This window comes from Parapedobacter lycopersici, assembly GCF_040395035.1.
In the GTDB taxonomy this organism is placed as follows: Bacteria; Bacteroidota; Bacteroidia; order Sphingobacteriales; family Sphingobacteriaceae; genus Parapedobacter; species Parapedobacter lycopersici_A.
Genome location: NZ_JBEBRB010000032.1, coordinates 1 through 18,036, shown reverse-complemented (window position 1 = coordinate 18,036; position 18,036 = coordinate 1). Strand labels below are relative to the sequence as shown.

At 50.0% G+C, this 18,036-nt stretch carries 15 protein-coding genes and 1 tRNA gene; 7 read left to right on the top strand and 9 right to left on the bottom strand.

Features of this window, described 5'->3' with window-relative positions:
- Positions 1-18 precede the first annotated feature (18 nt).
- Positions 19-1,392 carry a TolC family protein gene (locus ABWO75_RS08330; protein ID WP_353184468.1) on the bottom strand — a complete coding sequence of 458 codons (1,374 nt, stop codon included), beginning with the start codon at positions 1,390-1,392 and terminating at the stop codon, positions 19-21.
- Between the two features lie 57 nt (positions 1,393-1,449).
- Between ABWO75_RS08330 and ABWO75_RS08325 the strand changes: the two genes are divergently transcribed.
- Positions 1,450-2,058: a polysaccharide deacetylase family protein gene (locus ABWO75_RS08325; protein ID WP_353184466.1), complete on the top strand. Its 609-nt coding sequence runs from the start codon at positions 1,450-1,452 to the stop codon at positions 2,056-2,058.
- An 11-nt stretch (positions 2,059-2,069) separates the two neighbouring features.
- Here ABWO75_RS08325 and ABWO75_RS08320 read toward each other — a convergent pair whose 3' ends face one another.
- Complete coding sequence (locus tag ABWO75_RS08320; RefSeq protein WP_353184464.1) at positions 2,070-2,846, bottom strand: DUF4249 domain-containing protein; 777 nt, start codon at positions 2,844-2,846, stop codon at positions 2,070-2,072.
- A 3-nt stretch (positions 2,847-2,849) separates the two neighbouring features.
- Positions 2,850-5,141 carry a TonB-dependent receptor gene (locus tag ABWO75_RS08315; RefSeq protein WP_353184462.1) on the bottom strand — a complete coding sequence of 764 codons (2,292 nt, stop codon included), beginning with the start codon at positions 5,139-5,141 and terminating at the stop codon, positions 2,850-2,852.
- 180 nt (positions 5,142-5,321) lie between these two features.
- On the opposite strand from ABWO75_RS08315, the gene ABWO75_RS08310 reads away from it, so the two are divergent.
- Positions 5,322-6,059 carry a 3-keto-disaccharide hydrolase gene (locus ABWO75_RS08310; protein ID WP_353184460.1) on the top strand — a complete coding sequence of 246 codons (738 nt, stop codon included), beginning with the start codon at positions 5,322-5,324 and terminating at the stop codon, positions 6,057-6,059.
- 42 nt (positions 6,060-6,101) lie between these two features.
- On the opposite strand, the gene ABWO75_RS08305 is transcribed toward ABWO75_RS08310, so the two are convergent.
- The 4 genes from ABWO75_RS08305 to ABWO75_RS08290 all read right to left on the bottom strand — a co-directional run bounded on the left by ABWO75_RS08305 (position 6,102) and on the right by ABWO75_RS08290 (position 9,569).
- Positions 6,102-7,895 carry a chloride channel protein gene (locus ABWO75_RS08305; RefSeq protein ID WP_353184458.1) on the bottom strand — a complete coding sequence of 598 codons (1,794 nt, stop codon included), beginning with the start codon at positions 7,893-7,895 and terminating at the stop codon, positions 6,102-6,104.
- Positions 7,896-7,954: 59 nt separating this feature from the next.
- Entirely contained in the window at positions 7,955-8,893 is a 939-nt protein-coding gene (locus tag ABWO75_RS08300) for a hydrogen peroxide-inducible genes activator (RefSeq protein ID WP_353184456.1), read from the bottom strand.
- A gap of 130 nt (positions 8,894-9,023) precedes the next feature.
- Positions 9,024-9,096, bottom strand: a tRNA-Thr gene (locus ABWO75_RS08295).
- A gap of 53 nt (positions 9,097-9,149) precedes the next feature.
- A complete protein-coding gene (locus ABWO75_RS08290) occupies positions 9,150-9,569 on the bottom strand; it encodes an OsmC family protein (protein WP_353184454.1) in 420 nt (139 codons plus the stop codon).
- Positions 9,570-9,699: 130 nt separating this feature from the next.
- Here ABWO75_RS08290 and ABWO75_RS08285 point away from each other — a divergent pair, with 130 nt between their 5' ends.
- Genes ABWO75_RS08285 through ABWO75_RS08270 form a run of 4 tightly spaced genes read left to right on the top strand, consistent with a single transcriptional unit; the run spans position 9,700 to position 14,343 of the window.
- Complete coding sequence (locus ABWO75_RS08285; RefSeq protein WP_353184452.1) at positions 9,700-10,887, top strand: cysteine desulfurase family protein; 1,188 nt, start codon at positions 9,700-9,702, stop codon at positions 10,885-10,887.
- A 32-nt stretch (positions 10,888-10,919) separates the two neighbouring features.
- Positions 10,920-12,119, top strand: a complete 1,200-nt coding sequence (locus ABWO75_RS08280; protein ID WP_353184450.1) for a polysaccharide pyruvyl transferase family protein — start codon at positions 10,920-10,922, stop codon at positions 12,117-12,119.
- Between the two features lie 7 nt (positions 12,120-12,126).
- Entirely contained in the window at positions 12,127-13,308 is a 1,182-nt protein-coding gene (locus tag ABWO75_RS08275; RefSeq protein ID WP_353184448.1) for a class I SAM-dependent methyltransferase, read from the top strand.
- 42 nt (positions 13,309-13,350) lie between these two features.
- Complete coding sequence (locus ABWO75_RS08270) at positions 13,351-14,343, top strand: LLM class flavin-dependent oxidoreductase (protein ID WP_353184446.1); 993 nt, start codon at positions 13,351-13,353, stop codon at positions 14,341-14,343.
- Here the strand turns inward: ABWO75_RS08270 and ABWO75_RS08265 are convergent.
- Complete coding sequence (locus ABWO75_RS08265; RefSeq protein ID WP_353184444.1) at positions 14,306-14,947, bottom strand: DUF502 domain-containing protein; 642 nt, start codon at positions 14,945-14,947, stop codon at positions 14,306-14,308. The genes ABWO75_RS08270 and ABWO75_RS08265 overlap by 38 nt on opposite strands.
- A 12-nt stretch (positions 14,948-14,959) precedes the next feature.
- Positions 14,960-17,413 (bottom strand): bifunctional UDP-N-acetylmuramoyl-tripeptide:D-alanyl-D-alanine ligase/alanine racemase, encoded by a 2,454-nt coding sequence (locus ABWO75_RS08260; protein WP_353184442.1) that lies wholly within the window; start codon positions 17,411-17,413, stop codon positions 14,960-14,962.
- A gap of 60 nt (positions 17,414-17,473) precedes the next feature.
- Here ABWO75_RS08260 and ABWO75_RS08255 point away from each other — a divergent pair, with 60 nt between their 5' ends.
- Positions 17,474-17,962 (top strand): regulatory protein RecX, encoded by a 489-nt coding sequence (locus ABWO75_RS08255; RefSeq protein WP_353184440.1) that lies wholly within the window; start codon positions 17,474-17,476, stop codon positions 17,960-17,962.
- Positions 17,963-18,036 lie beyond the last annotated feature (74 nt).

Below are 18,036 nucleotides of genomic sequence, written 5' to 3'. Positions count from 1 at the left end.
TAGTATAAATTTGGGTTGTTAGTTTTCCTGTTCCGTTCCGAATGCAATGGTTTTGCCGAGATAAAAATCAATCACCTTGCTCCTGAAAATGAGGTCGTATCGCGCCTGGATATAATCAAACTCCGCCTTGTTCCTATTTGTTTGGGCGGTAAACAATTCAATGGAATTGGCCAGCCCTACCTCAAAGCGTTGTTCAATTACCTCGAATGCATCTTTTGCCGATGTAAAAGCCGTTTCCGTGGAATAGAGCCGCTTTTCGGCCGAACGGAGATCCAATACCGCCTGATTGATGATCTTACTCAGGTTATTATTGGTCAACTGTTCGTTAACGAGTGCATTCTGGTAACTGATCCTCGCACGGTTTACATTAATTTTCGTTTGCAGATTATTGAATATCGGTATATTAATCGTAACTCCTACCGACTGCGCGAAGTTTCTTTGCAACTGCTTGCCAAACCGCATTACCGGCGAGTTGATCTCAAGATCCGGGATGGCGGAGGAATAATTCGTACCCAGATTCCCTCCAAGACTGACCGTAGGATAATAAGCACTCTTCGCGATAGCAATATTTCTTTCGGCCACCTGAGTCTGCTCCCTGGCCATCCGTACATCCGGGTAAATCGAAGCCGCTTCTTCATAAACCTGCGCCGCGCTATAAACATTCTCCGTATTTTCAAATTCGGCGATGTTAGGTTTTATCAGTTGGATATCCACTGCGGGATTAACTTCCATCAATTGTTTTAAGTCAAGTATCGCAAGGTCATATGCATTCTGGGCCGTTGTAACATTGAGCTCATCCGTGGCCACCTGACTTTTTGCCTGCGACAAATCGGCCAACGTATTGTTTCCTACTTCAAAGTTAGCTTCGGCCACCGTTAATTGCTCTTCGGAAAGGCTGAGCTGCTGCTCGCTGGCTGTGAGCAGATCCAGGTTTGTCAGGCACTCGAGGTATTTCGTAGCCACCGCCAGCGTAAGATCATTTTTAGTCTTATCAATGTTACTGGCATCAGCCATGAGCTGGTGGCGATTGGCCGCTACCTGGCGTACACGCATGAATCCCTGAAAAAGATTCACATTGGCATTCAGCCCGCCGTTTACATTATTGGCCGACTCCGTGGTCAGCTGGCCTACATCGGAGTTAAAAAACAATCCCCAGTTTTTGCTTCCCGATATCATGGCATTCACGGTTGGATAAAAGTTCATTTTTGATTGTTTCAGGTCCTGATCCGCTAATGCATATTGAAATTCAGCTTGTTTTACCTGAAGGTTATTTTCTACGGCCCGCTGGATGGCGTCCCGGATGGAGAGTTGTTCCTGCGCTGTGGCAGACCATATGCTGCCGCCCAACACGGCTATGGTGATCAGGCAATTAAAACGGGTTTGTTTTTTCATTTAACTGATTTGTTTTCCGGCGATTTCTGTCCTAAGCCTTATATTCGCAAAAAAAAGATGTATCTGACAAAAGCTCCCTTATTGCTTCAATGGCTTTATCCCGCACTCACCTGGCACCGCAGCCGGTCAGAAAAGCGTCTTTATCTTACATTTGACGATGGTCCCATACCGGATGTTACACCGCAAATCCTAAACACGTTAAAAAATTATCAAATAAAGGCCACTTTTTTCTGTGTTGGCGAAAATATAAAAAAACATCCTGATTTATTCCATCGCCTGCTCGAAAACGGACATCGGATCGGGAACCACACCTATCATCACCTAAACGGCTGGCACACACCGACAGACACCTATCTGGCAGATATTAACCAGTGTGAACAACTTATTCACACCAATCTGTTCCGCCCCCCGTATGGGCGCGGTACGCGGGCCCAGTATGCCAGGTTGCGTCACCAGTATGAAATTATTATGTGGGATGTGCTCAGCGGTGATTTCGATCAGCAACTGTCACCGGACCGTTGTTTAGCCAACGTAATCAGGCATGCCCGCAATGGCTCCATTATTGTTTTCCACGACAACGTGAAGGCCATTCCGAGGGTTACGTATACCCTACCCCGTGCCATTGAGTACTGGCTGGCAAAGGGCTATCAGTTCGATACACTGTAATACGGGTCCGGTTATTTAATCTCCAGATTCAATTCCGCCATGGAATAGGCGCTGAAGTAGCCCAACGCGCCGCCTTCAATATTGGATGGGGGATTTGCCGGAGCCGCGGTGCCCGGATTTGTCAGTTGCACGGCGTTCCAGAAATCAAACATAGCCTGGTCCACACATTGCATATAGACGGTCACAGCATCACCTGTATGTAATTCTTCGTCCGCATTGCTCACATGCTCGGTAATATAATTGCCATCATTAAACTTATCACTGGCGGCATGGGCAAACCGGCTGGGACCGCCATTCACGCGGAGCATATAACGGTAATAGTTGGGTTGTTCGGGCGGGTCCTGGTATGCAATTGCCACGTATTTCTGTTCTTCCCCGAAGAGGTGGGTCACCGCGGTACCCACAGAATCAATCTGGACCATGGGTGACATCTGTGAAACAGCAGTATACGTATTTCCATCGACACGCACCAGCAGGTGATATGTTTCGCGTATCCTTCCAAAAAAATGATCAGCAACATACCTGCCCGGCGAATGCTCCGTAAACCGGTGGACTACCCCTAATCCGTCTGTCACTTCCACTTGTGCTCCTGAAACGCCATCAAACCCACCCTCCTGGTTAAATGCCATTGTTTTACTTAACGTAATTACCTGCTGGTCCGCTTGATCATGTATCTCTCCTATGATGACCAGCTGCGGGTTGGCGTCATTCAAATTTAAGTCAATAACATCTTCACATGAAAAAAGTAATGAGCTGATAACAAGAATAAAAAACTTTATGTTGTTCATAACCTAAAACTTAAAATTCCATGTGATGGACGGAATAATGCCAAATAATGCAATCCGGTATGCCTCGGTTACTGCCGGATTTTTTTCACTCTCCCGGAAATCAATCAAGTAAGCGTTTTTACGGTTATAGGCATTGTAAACGCCCAACGTCCAGCTGGAAGCAAACCGATTCGTCGGTTTCGATTCCCAGGTCACGCCCAGATCAAGCCGGTGATAATCAGGCATACGGTATCCATTGCGCTCGGTATAATACCAGAGGGTTTCCTCGCCGACCGTATATTTACCACTAGGAAACGTAACAGCATTGCCGGTGCTGTAAACAAATGTCGCCGATACATTCCAGCGGGGCGACAGCTGGTACATCGCCACGGCAGCTGCATCATGTGTACGGTCCTGCCGGGCGGCAAACCACCTGCCTTCATTAATGGCATCAAACTGGCGTTCGCTGCGTGACAGCCCATAGCTTAACCACCCGTTAAATTTCCCCGATTTCTTCTTCAGAAATAACTCCACGCCGTATGCACGGCCAAGGCCGAACAACAGCTCCGATTCAATGTGACTATTCGCCTGCAGATCTGCCCCGTTCCGGTAATCGATCTGATGCTGCATATACTTATAATAGGTTTCGATCGAAAACTCGAATGTATTACCGCCAAATTGCTGATAGTACCCAAGCGCCGCCTGATCGGCAAGCTGTGGCTTAATATTATTGCTGCTCATTACCCACGCATCGGTTGGCAGGCTGGAGGTGGAATTAGACAGCTGATGCAGGTTCTGCGTGTTTCGGTTATACGAAAATTTAATGCTCTTATCCGCATTCAATTGGTAGCTCAGCGAGAGCCGGGGCTCAAACTGGAGATAATGCGTTACGAGTTCTCCCTTTTCATATGCCTCGCGCTGTATTATATCTCCCGCTTCATCATAGGTAGAAAAATTTCCCGGACCGAACAGCAAAAAATTACTGATCCTGAGGCCGTACACCAAACTAAGCTGTGGGATGGGCTTCCATTCGTGCGAAAGATAAGCAGCCAGTTCCGCGCCACGCCGGTCCTCAAGCTGCAGGCTGTTGACCGGCGTATCTTCATTGGCCTCGATACTTGCCGGCTGGATACGCTGCTTCAGCAGATCCACCCCGAAACGCAACGTACTGCTGTTGGATGCATAAAACTGGAAATCCTGCTTCAGATTGTAATTGCGAATGCGGGATGCGATGGCAAAGTCAAAATCATTGTTCGTAATGGCAACATTATAATTAAAATCACTGAATACAAGCACCGTATTTGAAAACATCCGCTCACTCAGCAGACTGTTCCAGCGAAGCGTGGACGTTACATTTCCCCAGTCAAAGCCAAACTGATTGGAATACCCCAATACGTCCCTTCCGAAATATCCGGATAGGAATACCGTATTCCGTTCATTGATCCGGTAATTTGCCTTGGCGTTCAAGTCATAAAAGTATAGGCGGCTTTGGTTGATATCCGGGTCATCGGACAGCTTCAGAAAGAGGTCTGCATAGGTCCGCCGGCCGCTGATCATGAACGATCCACGATCGGCGACAATTGGTCCGTCCACTTTCAGCCGCGAGGCGATAAGGCCAACGCCGCCCTGGGCACCAAATGCCTGTTGGTTTCCATCGAGCATCAGAATGTCCAGTACAGAAGCCAGGCGGCCACCGTATTGCGCGGGCATCCCCCCCTTATACAGCTTTATTTCCTTGATCGCATCCGAATTGAATGTGGAAAAAAAACCAAACAGGTGAGATGCATTGTACACCGTAGCCTCATCCAATAAAATGAGATTCTGGTCGCCCGCGCCGCCACGCACATGAAAATTACTGCTTCCCTCGCCACCGGATACCACGCCTGGCAGAAGCTGTATCGTCTTAAGCACGTCCTTTTCGCCAAACAATACCGGCACGTGCCTGATTTCATTGACATCAACCCGGTTCACACCCATTTGCGGGTTCCGTATATGATCGTCCCGCATCGTCCGGCCGATTGTTACTTCGTCAAGCAATTCACCCGCCGACAGGGTAACATCCAAAGGTTTATCTCCGTTGAGCCGGATTGCAATTTCCCGCGGCTGGTAGCCTACGTGTGAAAACACAAGCACGTAATCGGATTCGGGGAGAGTGAGAGAGTAAAATCCATAACTGTTGGTGCGCGTTCCGGTTAATGCATTATTCTGTAGCTGTACGCTGGCCCCGATTAATGTTTCGCCGGTACCAGCATCACGGATATACCCGCTGATGGTGTGCCGGGACTGCGCAGCAACTGTATCAAAAAGACAACTCAAAAGGCCGACGAAGCACCACGTAATCCCCCAAAAAGACCGATTTTTAGTAATCGGTAAACAAACCGTAATTGAACACATGAATAATTATTAGTTACAATAATACAGGCTTTATTTATAAATTGCTCGGATTATTGAATAATTATCGTTTTATTACATTTGTTTAATCCTAATTTCATCTCCATGAAAAATATTAAAAACCAATTATCGATCTGCCTGGCACTTGCTATATTCGCCGGATGCAACTCCGGACAGACCACGGAAAACAACCAGCAGGATACGACCGTTACAGCCGATGGCAATGACGGCTGGGTATCCCTATTTGACGGTAAGTCCACCGCCGGATGGCATACATACCTGAAAGATACCGTATCGGCCGCGTGGACAGCGCAGGATGGTGAACTACGTTTTAATCCAGATGTTACAACCGAACAGCGCGGAGACCTTGTGACAAATAATGAGTATGAAAATTTTGAACTGGAGCTGGAATGGAAAATCGCTGCGGGTGGCAACAGCGGGGTAATCTTTGGCATACACGAAGACCCTAAATTCAACGCGACCTACCTTACAGGGATTGAGATGCAGGTATTGGATAATATTGACGCCGAAGACAATAAACAGGAAAATCACCTGGCCGGCACATTATATGATCTGATCGGCAGCAAGGAAGTGTCCCAGCCCAAACCGGTTGGCGAGTGGAATCAGGCTCGCGTCCGCAAACAGGATGGTTTAATTACATTATGGCTTAATGACGTACAGACGGCCGAAGTGAAAGTAGGAAGCTCCGAATGGAACGAGGTGCTCAAAGCCAGTAAATTCAAAGACTGGGAAGGGTTTGCGCAATACGCAAAAGGTAAAATCGCGCTTCAGGACCACGGCAACGTAGTGGCATACCGGAATATCCGCATCAAAGCGCTTTAATCTGACTGGGTGGATGTTCCGGACCGGGCGTCCACCCTCCAGCTATTCCAAATAAGTGCCCTGTCGCATCAACAACGCCCGGTATTTATTAAATACCGCTGATTTAGACACAAAACCCATATAGTTATCCTGATGATCAACGACCGGAAGTATCCAGATATCCTCCCGGTTCATCTTATGCATAACCATCTCCATATTAGCGTCCATCCGGATAATATCCACTGGCTTTTCTGCCAATTCACGCATGGTCTTCCCAACCTTCGCCGTATGCTCACCAAGCAGAATTTCCAATAGCTGTTCACTGTAAATAATTCCCAGTAGCTTTCCGTCATTGTCAACCACGGGGAAAATGTTGCGTTTGGTATGGATGATGTCATGCCGTCGGTCCGCCGGATATTCGTCCGGACGTAGAACTGTAAAGTTACGTTCCAGCAAGTACCTCAGTTTCATCATGCTCAATACCGTCCGGTCCTTATCTTCGTGGGTCAGCAAATCACCCTGTTCCGCCAGCACCTTCGTATAAATGGAATATTTAAGCGAAGCCCGGTTGATGAAATATGATATCGCGGTTACCAGCATTAGCGGAACCATCAAGGCATACCCACCTGTAATTTCCGCGATAAGGAAAATAGCCGTCAACGGCGCATGCATGATTCCGCTGAGTGCCGCAGCCATCCCTGCCACCACAAAATTTGCCACATTCAATTCCACTAACCCGGTTTGGTTGAGGCCAAAAGAAAACGTGAATCCCAGCAAGCCACCCATCACCAGACTTGGCCCGAAAACACCGCCGTTCCCTCCGCTGTTCAGTGTGATTGACGCAGCAATAGACTTGGCAAACACGGTCACCAGCGCATACAAGGTGACCAATATACCCACGTGCTGGTAGTCAGAGAAAATGCTGTTTTCCAATAGTGCGCCATGCCGGCCATTTAACAGCTGCTGAATCGCAATATATCCTTCCCCATAAAGTGACGGAAAGAGAAATATTAGCAGTCCCAGGGATAAACCGCTTACCCATACACGCTGATATGCATTCTTTATCCGTGAAAAAACCTGCTTGGACCAAGCACTCATCTTCGCAAAATAAATGGAAAACAGTCCGATACACACGGATAGCAATAGATAGAAAAACAATGCCTCCAATTCCCAATCGTCGGTCACCAAGTGAAAAAGGGGTTCGCTATATAATAATCGCGATACGACCGAGGCCGTAGCGGCAGCCATCAGCAGGGGTATAAAGGCAGGAATGGAGAATTCAGGCAACAGGATTTCGATGGCGAAGATTACCCCTGCAACCGGACTATTGAAGGCTCCCGCGATGCCTGCCGCTGCGCCGCATGCCAGCAGCAGCGTAACCTCCCGGTAATTCAGTCCAAAAAAGCGGCCCGCATTGGATCCAATAGCCGCACCGCTGTAGGCAATGGGAGCCTCAAGGCCAGCAGATCCGCCAAAACCAACCGTTAGCGCGCTGGTGATAATCTGTGAATAAACGTTATGTTTTTCAATTCTGCTCGATTTCCTCGAAATCGAATATATAATGGGGGTAATTCCGTGTTCAAACGTACCTTTACGGATAAACCGCCGGACATACAGTACACTCAACAGAATACCTATCAGTGGAAAAAATAAATACAGATAATATTTATACTGCCACTGGACATCATCCTGTAAAAATGCCGCGATACGGTGCGTTAGCCCCTTAAGGACGGCTGAGGCCAGTCCGCCGATCAGACCAACAACCAACGCCAAAACAACCAAAAAATTGCGATTGGATATTTTTTGTATCCGCCATTGATTAAGGCGATGAATGATATGACGGGGGTTTTTCCGCATGCGTATCGCTGCAAAAATAGGGAAAGCATCGCGACAGGCAATATATTTAAGCAATTTTATCAATCAAACCCCACCACGTCCTTCTTTTTCTTTGAACGGAACCGTTTGGGCACGGCCGTCATAATTTCCTTTTCTAATGCGTCAATGGCCATCTTTTTCAGAAAATTATGCGTAGTGACAATGCTGACTTCCCTGGCGGGTTCAGGGGAGCGGAAATAACGGACACGGTGCAGTTGGTCCTCATCAAAGTCGGCAATGCTGAGTTCGGGCAAAATCGTAGTTCCTGAATTGATATCGACCATCCGTTTCAGGGTTTCCACGCTCCCCGTATTGTATTCAAATGTCCCCTCGGGTTCGAGGCTGCGTTTACGCTGGCAGATATTCAGTACCTGTCCGCGCATACAATGCCCCTCGTTCAGCAGCCACAATTTATCACTAAGTATGTCTTCGGACGTAACTTCCTTTTTATCAAATAATTTGCTTTTGGCTGCAACATAAGCGACAAAAGGCTCATAAAACAACGGGCGTTCCACCAACGACGCGTCATGTACAGGAGTAGACAGAATACCGCAGTCGAGCAGGCCCACTTTCAGTTCTCGGAGGATCTTTTCCGTGGTATGCTCCCAAATCTGCAGCTGGATCTTCGGAAATTTTTCCATAAAACTGCCCAATACCCGGGGTAGCAGGTATGGCGCGACGGTGGGAATAACTCCGATGCGCAGTTCGCCTTCCAACTCTCCTTTCTTCGCTTGTACGATTTCATTTACCTTGCGGCTTTCGGTGATAATTACACGGGCCTGTTTAATGATTTCCATGCCGATTTCCGTAGGCACAACCGGCTGGCGGCTGCGGTCAAAAATGCGGATACCCAGCGACTCCTCCAGCTTTTGGATCTGCATGCTTAATGTCGGCTGGGTAACAAAACATTTCTCGGCGGCGGCAACAAAACTGCGGTACGTATCCACAGCTATAATGTATTCTAATTGGACAAGCGTCATTGTATCAATTTTATTGATACGAAGATAACAAAAAAACCAAAAGTGCCGATGTGATTTCCGGCGGATCAATACACCTGTTAATTGAAGGGAAAAAGAAAGCCCCATGATCGGATCATGGGGCTGTAGAAAGAGCCGACGATGGGATTCGAACCTACGACCTACGCATTACGAATGCGTTGCTCTACCAGCTGAGCTACGTCGGCCTGCCCGGCAATGCCGGCGCAAACTTAGGTAAAGTTGCCTTTAAATACAAGGGCTACTTTACCAGTGCAGCCGTTAATTCAATGTCGGCGTTCAGCAACTTGGATATCGGGCATATTTCCTTTGCCTTCTGTGCTGTTTCCTCAAACTCAGCATCGGAAATTCCGGGCACGTCTCCCTTTAAATCCAGATGAACAACGGTAATCCGGCCATCTTCAAATGTCACTTTCGCTTCCGCATCCAGACTGGTCGGTGTGTGTCCTTTTTCACTTAACAGAAAACTAAGCTGCATGGCAAAGCATCCGGAATGGGCAGCAGCAATCAGCTCTTCCGGATTCGTTCCCACGCCGTCCTCGAAACGGGTCCGGTAAGAATACTGGGCGTGATCCAACGTCGTACTTTGGGTGGTTACGGTACCGGCGCCGTCTTTCCCGGTACCTTTCCAAACGGCATTTGCTTTTCTTGTAAACTTCATGGTTGTTCCTTTTTTAATGAATGGTCATTATTGTTAAACCGAATGATCCAAAAATGGTTTTTATAGTGGATTATTCGCCAATAAAGTTAAGGATTAAAGACATAATCGCGAAAAAGCTTAATTTCGCTTCATGGACCGGCTCATTTATCTCGATAATAACGCCACAACACCGCTTGACCCGCAGGTGCTGGCTGACATGATGCCTTATCTGACCACCCATTTCGCCAATGCCTCTAGCCTGACTCATCGCGCTGGACGGTCAGCCGCCACGGCTGTCACGACGGCGAGGCAGCAGGTGGCATCGCTCATCGGCGCTGCAGCCGATGAAATCACATTTACCTCCGGTGCCACCGAGGCGATTAACTTGGCGCTGAAAGGAGTTTTCGCGCGTTACCAATCCAAGGGTTGCCATTTCATTACCTGTGTTACGGAGCATAAAGCGGTATTGGATACCCTGGCCTACCTGGAGAAACACGGAGCGGAGGTTACGTACCTGCCGGTCAATCAACAGGGCACAATCGATCTGCAGATACTGGAAAATGCGATCCGTCCCGATACCGTCCTGCTGGCCCTGATGCACGCCAACAACGAAACCGGAGTCATTCATCCGGTCGACAAGTTGGCGGAAATCGCTCGTCGGCACCAAATCCTGTTTTTCTGTGACGCCACCCAATCTGTCGGAAAAATCCCCTTGCGGGTCGCTGACTTCCCCGTTGATATGCTTTGTTTAAGCGCACATAAATTATATGGTCCCAAAGGCGTCGGCGCATTATACGTGCGCCGTCAGAACAGGCGTATCCAGCTGGATGCATTGCTCCACGGCGGCGGACAGGAAAATAAGCTCCGGGCTGGCACGCTGAATGTACCGGGTATCGTCGGACTGGGTAAGGCTGCGGAAATTGCTGGCGAAACACAGGAGGCAGATGCATCCCGCCTGGCCCGGCTGCGGGACAAACTCGAACAGGCGCTGATTACCCTGCCGGAGACCGGCATCAATGGTATCGGGGTACCCCGGCTACCCCACGTAAGCAACATGACATTCCGCCACGTAAAGGCTGCGGAAATTATGGTGCATGCACGGGATATCGCCGTTGCTTCGGGATCAGCCTGTGTCAGTGGAACCCGCGACCCATCCCATGTGCTGCTGGCTATGGGGTTGGCCGAAGCCGATGCCCATGCTTCGCTCCGGTTCAGTCTGGGCAGGTTCAATTCAGAAGAAGACATTGACAACTGCATTCAGGAAATCCGGACCGCTGTCGAGACCTTACGCGCCAACTCACCAGTATGGCAGCTGTACCGTTCGGGCGCAATAGATTAAACAGGGATGTAATAAAAAGGAGGAAATACGACTTGGCTACAACAAATAGGATTTTAATCATTGGCGCTTTTGATCGGTATAATTACGGCGATCTGCTGTTCCCACTGATCATCGAGAAACAACTGGAAACATACGGACATGACTTTGACGCGCATTTCTTCGGACTGGTAAACAGCGATCTGCAGGCGGTTGGCGGGAAACCCACAGCGGATATCGGCGCGTTTTATCGTGCATGCGCGGTGGGCGGAGCACACACTAGTGTTATCGTTGCCGGCGGCGAGGCCATTGCGGTGACGTGGAACTCCCTTTTACTCGCCCTGAACAGCTGGTTTAAGCGCACCCACCGATTTCACCAGCGCATCGGAAAGGTCTTCGACCTGAACAATTTTTCCAGGTGGGTACTGGGGGGAAAGACTGAACTGCCCTTTGTATTTCCGAAGGCTGATTTTGACCGGATCGACCAGCTCATTTACAATTCCCTTGGCGGTTCGGAGCTGGACCCTGCCCTTTTCTCCCGTTTCCCGCAGCTCGCCGACCAGCTGCGGCAGGTGGATTTTTTCGCTGTGCGCGACCGTGCAACCCAGAAGAAACTGGCAGAGTATGGTATTCAGACCCAGCTGTATCCGGATTCCGCTATCCTGATATCTAAATTCTTTCCGGAAACCGTGCTGTCGGCCCGCGTGTCATCCTCTGTGCGCAAGTACGTTGCCGAAAAACAGGGGCAATATATTTTCTTTCAGGTAAAAAACAGCTATGCCCGGGAAAACGAGCGGCTGATTGCCCGCCAGCTCGACCGCATTGCCACTGAAACAGCCAGCGCATTGTGCTTTTGTCCGATCGGCAAAGCGCTTAATCATGACGATCACCTCGCACTCCGGCGGATCGCACCTTACCTGGAAACCACCCCTGCAGTCTTCGATGAGGTCAATATCTGGGATATCATGTACCTGATCGCAAACGCGAAAGTGTATGTGGGCACCAGCCTGCATGGCGCCATTACCGCCATGAGCTATGCTGTTCCCTATGTCGGTGTGGAAGTAACCAAGCTGAACAGTTACCTGGGAACGTGGGGTATTGAAACGCTCAGCCGGGTAGTCCCGCTCAATGAGTTATATGCCGGTGTGCAGGCCGCTCTACAGGCTGACCGGCAGGCGCTTGACTTATCGCTTAAAAAGCAGCGGGAAGCTGCAGAAGCCGCCTTCGATTCCATCCAGCAACGTGTGCTTAACTAACTGACGAATGGTTACTGCGATACTTAGGCCGAAAGTACAACAATACTTACAGACACAGGAAACCGCAGATGCTGCACAGGTGGCGCTGCGGAAGAGTCCATTTACGGATATCCCGCCGGCAGCGCTCGCCCAGCAGGTGGAAGGCCGGCAGCGATGCCGTAAAAAACTTCCGCTGTGGCACGATACACCCGGTATCTATTACCCCATGCGGATTTCCATTGAACAGGCTTCGTCCGCACTTACGGCACAGTATAAAAGTCGCCAACTACCCACCGGGGGTCGGGTCATCGACGTTACCGGCGGTTTCGGTGTGGATGCCTTTTATTTTGCCCAGCGGGTGGACTTGCTCACCTATTGCGAACGGCACGAGGTATTGGCCCACATTGCACAGCACAATTTCAATATGCTGGGTGCGACCAACGTTGACGCGCATGCACTTGATGGCATAGCTTATTTAGACACGCAGCCAGCCGATGTATTCGATTGCATTTACATCGATCCTTCAAGACGTAAAAACCGGCAAAGAGTGTTTTTATTGGAGGACTGTGAACCGGATGTTGTCGTAATGCAGGCGCGGCTGCTGGAGAAGGCACGGTACCTGTATATTAAAGCCGCTCCCCTGCTGGATATTTCCGCTGCCCTGCAGTCGCTTCATCACGTCCGTGATGTCCACATCGTCAGTGTGGATAACGAATGCAAGGAGTTGCTGTTTATGGTGGACCGCGCTTACAACGGTGTGCCCCGGTTGACCGCGGCTGCCCTTACGCCTGACAGCGAGCGGACATTCGTGTTTACTGCTGCAGATGAGGAGGCAGCAGTTTCCGTATTCAGTGGGCCTTTGGATTACCTTTATGAGCCGGACGCAGCGCTGCTCAAGGCGGGTGCGTTCAAAAGCATCGGCCAGCGGTTCGGGCTGAACAAATTGCATCCGCATACCCATTTATATACGTCAGGTGAGCGGAACCCTGACTTTATCGGCCGCACTTTCCGCATTGACCGGGTCGAAACTTACAGCACATTCAAAAAGGAGAAGCATCCTGCACAGGCCAATGTCAGTACGCGTAATTTTCCGCTGGATGCAGCAACACTGCGAAAAAAACACCGGATTCCCGACGGTGGCAACCTTTTCCTGTTTTTTTGTACAGGCCCGCAGGACCAGCTGTTGGTCATCTTTGCATCAAAAAGCTGAGTATTTGTTGCCTTTATTCGACCAATGCGGTAATTTGTCCTCATGTCAAAAAAAGTTAAGCTATCAGCACTTGATCTCGCCAACGTAATCGCGGGTGGAAACGCGGCTTCTGCCATTGCCCGTACGGTGGAACTGGCACAGCAGATCGAACAATTGGGGTATACACGCCTTTGGCTGGCCGAACACCATAACATGGAATATATTGCCAGCTCGGCCACCGCGGTATTGATCGGCCATGTCGCCGCGCATACCCGGCAGATCCGGATCGGATCCGGTGGCGTCATGTTACCCAACCACGCGCCGTTGGCCGTTGCAGAGCAGTTTGGCACGCTGGAAACGATGTATCCCGGGCGGATCGATCTGGGGCTGGGCCGCGCGCCCGGCACCGACCAGCTTACGGCCATGGCGCTTCGCCGCAACAACCCGAACGCCGTGTATCATTTTCCGGAAGATGTCCGTGAATTACAGCAGTATTTCAGCGACGATAATGTCAGCGGGCGGGTGCGCGCGTTTCCCGGAGAGGGGTTGGATATCCCCATATGGATCTTGGGCTCCAGTACTGACAGCGCTTACCTTGCCGCCGAAATGGGGCTTCCCTATGCTTTTGCTGCCCATTTTGCACCACGGCAATTCCGGAATGCCATTGCGCTGTACCGCGCGCATTTTAAACCTTCAGCCCAGTTGGCGCAGCCGTATGTCATGGCATGTGTAAATGTCCTTGCTGCCGATACCGATCAGGAAGCCGACCTGCTGGCCAGCAGTCTTTATAATATGTTTCTGGGCGTGATCACCAACACCCGCAAACCCCTGCAGCCCCCGGTTGCCGACGTGCGGGCGTACTGGCCGACGGACATCAGGGCCGCAGTTGATCAGATGCTGGCCTGCACGTTCACCGGCAGTCCGGACTCCCTGCGTCCGCAGTTGGAAAAATTCATTGAAGAAACCGGCATTGACGAACTAATGACCACCGGATATATTTATGATAGCGGTGCCCGGCTTAAATCGTTCCGGTTGTTGAAGGAGGTTTTGGGGTAGCCTTGGGTTCCAGGCCGGTTACCCCTCCGGAAACGACCAGCTTCATCGCGTCCGTAGCGGTCATATTCAGGCGTTTTACACGTTCTGTCTTGACAATAGCAATCTGCCCTGCAACAGAATAAGCAAAGGGAAAATAGACAATCACCTCCCCTTCCAGGCCAATCTTGCTCAGGTCGCGCTGGGTAAGGAAACCCACGCGCTTAAATCCTGTTTCATTGATTTCCACCATCACGGGCTCATTGAATTTCTTCGCGTCACCAACGAAGGCTTCCGTAAAATCCTTAATGGACGAATACAGGGTATTAAACAGCGGTATCCGGTTGATCAGGCTATTAAACCAGTTGTAGATCGGCTCGGTGACCACATTGGTAAAGATCATGCCCACCACAACCAGGATCAGGATAACCGTAAGGATACCCAATCCCGGAACATACAGCGGCCTTCCATGTTCGTCTTCCCAGAACCAGCTGCTGAGGTTCAATGCGGAGTCGACACTCGCTACAATCCATACAATGAGAAAAAGTGCGCCCGCCAACGGAAGCACCACCAACGTACCTTTGATCAGGTAGTTAAAAAATAATCGGATTGTTCTCTGTTTTCGCATACGTCATACATTTTATTCCTGATAATACACCCGCTTAACCCGTTGGGATATGCCGGCAAGTAATTCATAGGGAATCGTGCCAATGGTACGGGCCAGCGCCGCAACATCGCCAAAAACCATCACTTCATCCCCTTCTTCAACGGAAACATCCGTTACATCAAGCATGCACATGTCCATGCAGATATCCCCCACCGTGGGTACGGCCATCCCATGCACCAGCATGTGGCCAACCCCATTGCCAAACCGGCGGTCGTAGCCATCGGCATATCCGATTTTGACCGTTGCGATAACGCGGTCGTGTGTGCTGGCGCCCCGGCAGCCGTACCCCACCCTATCACCTGCGGGCACGTTCCGCAGCTGTGTAACTGTTGTCTTCAGTGTACCTACCTGCTGCAACGCCGATGACGGTTCGCCGGCACCGATACCATACAGTCCGATGCCCAGGCGAACCATATCAAACTGCGCCTGGGGCCATCGCTGGATCGCTGCAGTGTTGGAAATGTGTCGGAGAAAAGCATAGCCCAGCGCGTCCTGTAGCTGTCCGGTAAACTCATGGAAAGCGGTCAGCTGACCCTGCGTAAACGTATCATGTGCCGGTTCACCGGATGCTACCAAATGTGAAAATACCGATTGCACCCGAATAGCGTCTGTCGATTGCAGCCGGTCTGCCAGCTGCTTTACATCGCCGGTTGAGAAGCCCAGGCGGTGCATACCGGTATCCACTTTGATATGAACCGGATAGTCGGTCATTTCCCGTTCATCAAGCAACCGGATAAAGTCATCGAGCACGGAAAAACTGAAAAGCTCGGGCTCCAGGTGATGTTGCAGCAACGCGTCAAAGGAAGCCACAGCCGGGCTCATCACCATAATGGGCAGGCGGATACCAGCCCGGCGCAGTTCCACTCCTTCGTCCACATACGCCACGGCAAGATAATCGACTCGGTTAAATTGCAGTAGATTGGCAATCTCGAAGCTCCCGCTGCCGTAAGAAAACGCTTTCACCATTACCATCAGCTTCACGTCGTCCGATAACCGGGCGCGATACTGATTCAGGTTATGCTCCATTGCGTTCAGGTTGATCTCAAATATGGTTTCGTGCGATTTCGTGGTCAATGCACGGCTGATGCGTTCAAACGCGAACCTCCGTGCTCCCTTGAGCAGAATTGTTTCATCACGTAATGCCAACTCCGGAAGAGCTTCCAATAAGTGATCGACATCCTGAAATGCGTCATGCGTCAGAAAGCGGAACTTGTTCCGGTGACGGAGAAAGCTCTCTCCCACGGATATTAATTTATTTACTTTACTATTGTACAGCAATTTAGATACCGATTCATATATTTCTTCTTCATTCTTATTGGCATCCGGTATATCCGATAATACAACTGTATAAGTCGGATGCTGATGCTGTTGTTTCAGGAAATTAAGCGCAATGGCTAATGACGCAAGGTCATTGCTGTATGAGTCGTCGATAATGGAACAATGATTAATACCTTGCCGCATTTCCAGCCGCATTTCAATCGGCCGGAGCTTTGCCATCCGTGCTTCAATCGTTGCCTGCTGATATCCCATAGCCAGTAACACGGCCCAGCAGCAGGTGGCGTTTTCCCTGGCTGCATCGTCAGCGAACGGAATGGAAATGCCAACATCCGCGCCTCCATACCGTGCATGGATGCGACAGCCGCGGTCTGGCAGGAGTTCATAACCGGTTACTTCAAGTACCGTCCCCGGTCCACCCCAGGTAAAATGCCGACCTGATGAAGGAATAATTGCACCGGCTGTGTAATCCGGATTGTAAATCGCCTGCGGCACGTTGGAAAGCAGCCTGATTTTTTCATTTATTTTAGCCTGTACCGAAGGAAAGCCGTTATCATGTGCCGGTCCGATGTTGGTGAGCACGCCGATCGTCGGTTTAATCATACCCTGCAGGGGTTCCATTTCGCCCGGCTGGCTGATTCCCGCTTCGATAAGGGCCAGATCATGCACGTCGTCCATCTCCCACAGCGAAAGCGCCACACCCAGCTGGGAATTATAACTCTTCGGGCTGCGCACAATGCGGTGTTCCGGCGTCAGCAGTTCATACAGCCACTCTTTTACGATGGTTTTTCCATTGCTGCCCGTAATCCCGATGACCGGATAATTAAACCGGCTCCTGTGGAAAGCGGCCAGTTCCTGCAATGCCACTAAGGGCGAACGTACAATCAGGAAGTTTGCTTCCGGAAATTGCGCTACGTCAATCCGGTGTTCCGCAATCACAAAATTACGTACTCCGGCAGCGTAAGCCTCCGGAATGTACCGATGGCCATCGCGCCTGCCGTCCAGCGCAAAGAACAACCCATGCTCGGTATCGGTCAGCTTACGGCTGTCGTACAACAGGCTGTTGATCTGCATGGCCGGACCGCGCGTAACCGTTCGCACAATAGTGACTGCCGCAATTACGGTATCCAACGTATATCGCTGTTTATGCATATTTGCCACGAATTTCAGCATTTTTTAGGTACTGCAAGAATTTTTTGGCATTTTGGACACATGGATGACGCTCATGCACACCGAAAGCAGGTACTGACACCTGCGCAGGCCCGGTCAAAGGCAGAAAGTTACTGTGCGTACCAGGAACGCTCGCAGCAGGAAGTGCGCGATAAACTCTATTCCTGGGGACTGCACCAAACCGATGTCGAGGCTACCATCGCGGGGTTGATCGCCGACAATTTTCTGAATGAGGAACGGTTTGCGATGGCGTACGTATCCGGGAAGTTTAACATTAAACTTTGGGGAAAGCTTAAAATAAAACGAGGCCTAATCAACAAAGCCGTATCGAAGCCTTTAATCATTTCGGCATTAAACAGCATAGACGACACGCAGTATCGCGGGACATTGCGGCGCTTACTCCAGAAAAAAGCAGCAATGCTTTCCACAGACAATGCTTATAAACGCAAACACCAGCTGTTGCAATATGCTGCTGGGAAGGGTTATGAAAACAGTGTCATTCTGGAAATATTGAGCGACAACGAATTATAATTTACCCTTTCTTTTTTTGAAAAAATATTTGGCATACATATAAAACTCGCTATATTTGCATCACCAAAACGGTA

Excerpts from the sequence above, each read along its gene's own strand:
- ABWO75_RS08330 (WP_353184468.1), bottom strand. The coding sequence starts at position 1,392 with ATGAAAAAACAAACCCGTTTTAATTGCCTGATCACCATAGCCGTGTTG.
- ABWO75_RS08325 (WP_353184466.1), top strand. The coding sequence starts at position 1,450 with ATGTATCTGACAAAAGCTCCCTTATTGCTTCAATGGCTTTATCCCGCA.
- ABWO75_RS08320 (WP_353184464.1), bottom strand. The coding sequence starts at position 2,846 with ATGAACAACATAAAGTTTTTTATTCTTGTTATCAGCTCATTACTTTTT.
- ABWO75_RS08310 (WP_353184460.1), top strand. The coding sequence starts at position 5,322 with ATGAAAAATATTAAAAACCAATTATCGATCTGCCTGGCACTTGCTATA.
- ABWO75_RS08305 (WP_353184458.1), bottom strand. The coding sequence starts at position 7,895 with ATGCGGAAAAACCCCCGTCATATCATTCATCGCCTTAATCAATGGCGG.
- ABWO75_RS08300 (WP_353184456.1), bottom strand. The coding sequence starts at position 8,893 with ATGACGCTTGTCCAATTAGAATACATTATAGCTGTGGATACGTACCGC.
- ABWO75_RS08290 (WP_353184454.1), bottom strand. The coding sequence starts at position 9,569 with ATGAAGTTTACAAGAAAAGCAAATGCCGTTTGGAAAGGTACCGGGAAA.
- ABWO75_RS08285 (WP_353184452.1), top strand. The coding sequence starts at position 9,700 with ATGGACCGGCTCATTTATCTCGATAATAACGCCACAACACCGCTTGAC.
- ABWO75_RS08275 (WP_353184448.1), top strand. The coding sequence starts at position 12,127 with ATGGTTACTGCGATACTTAGGCCGAAAGTACAACAATACTTACAGACA.
- ABWO75_RS08270 (WP_353184446.1), top strand. The coding sequence starts at position 13,351 with ATGTCAAAAAAAGTTAAGCTATCAGCACTTGATCTCGCCAACGTAATC.
- ABWO75_RS08265 (WP_353184444.1), bottom strand. The coding sequence starts at position 14,947 with ATGCGAAAACAGAGAACAATCCGATTATTTTTTAACTACCTGATCAAA.
- ABWO75_RS08260 (WP_353184442.1), bottom strand. The coding sequence starts at position 17,413 with ATGCATAAACAGCGATATACGTTGGATACCGTAATTGCGGCAGTCACT.
- ABWO75_RS08255 (WP_353184440.1), top strand. The coding sequence starts at position 17,474 with ATGGATGACGCTCATGCACACCGAAAGCAGGTACTGACACCTGCGCAG.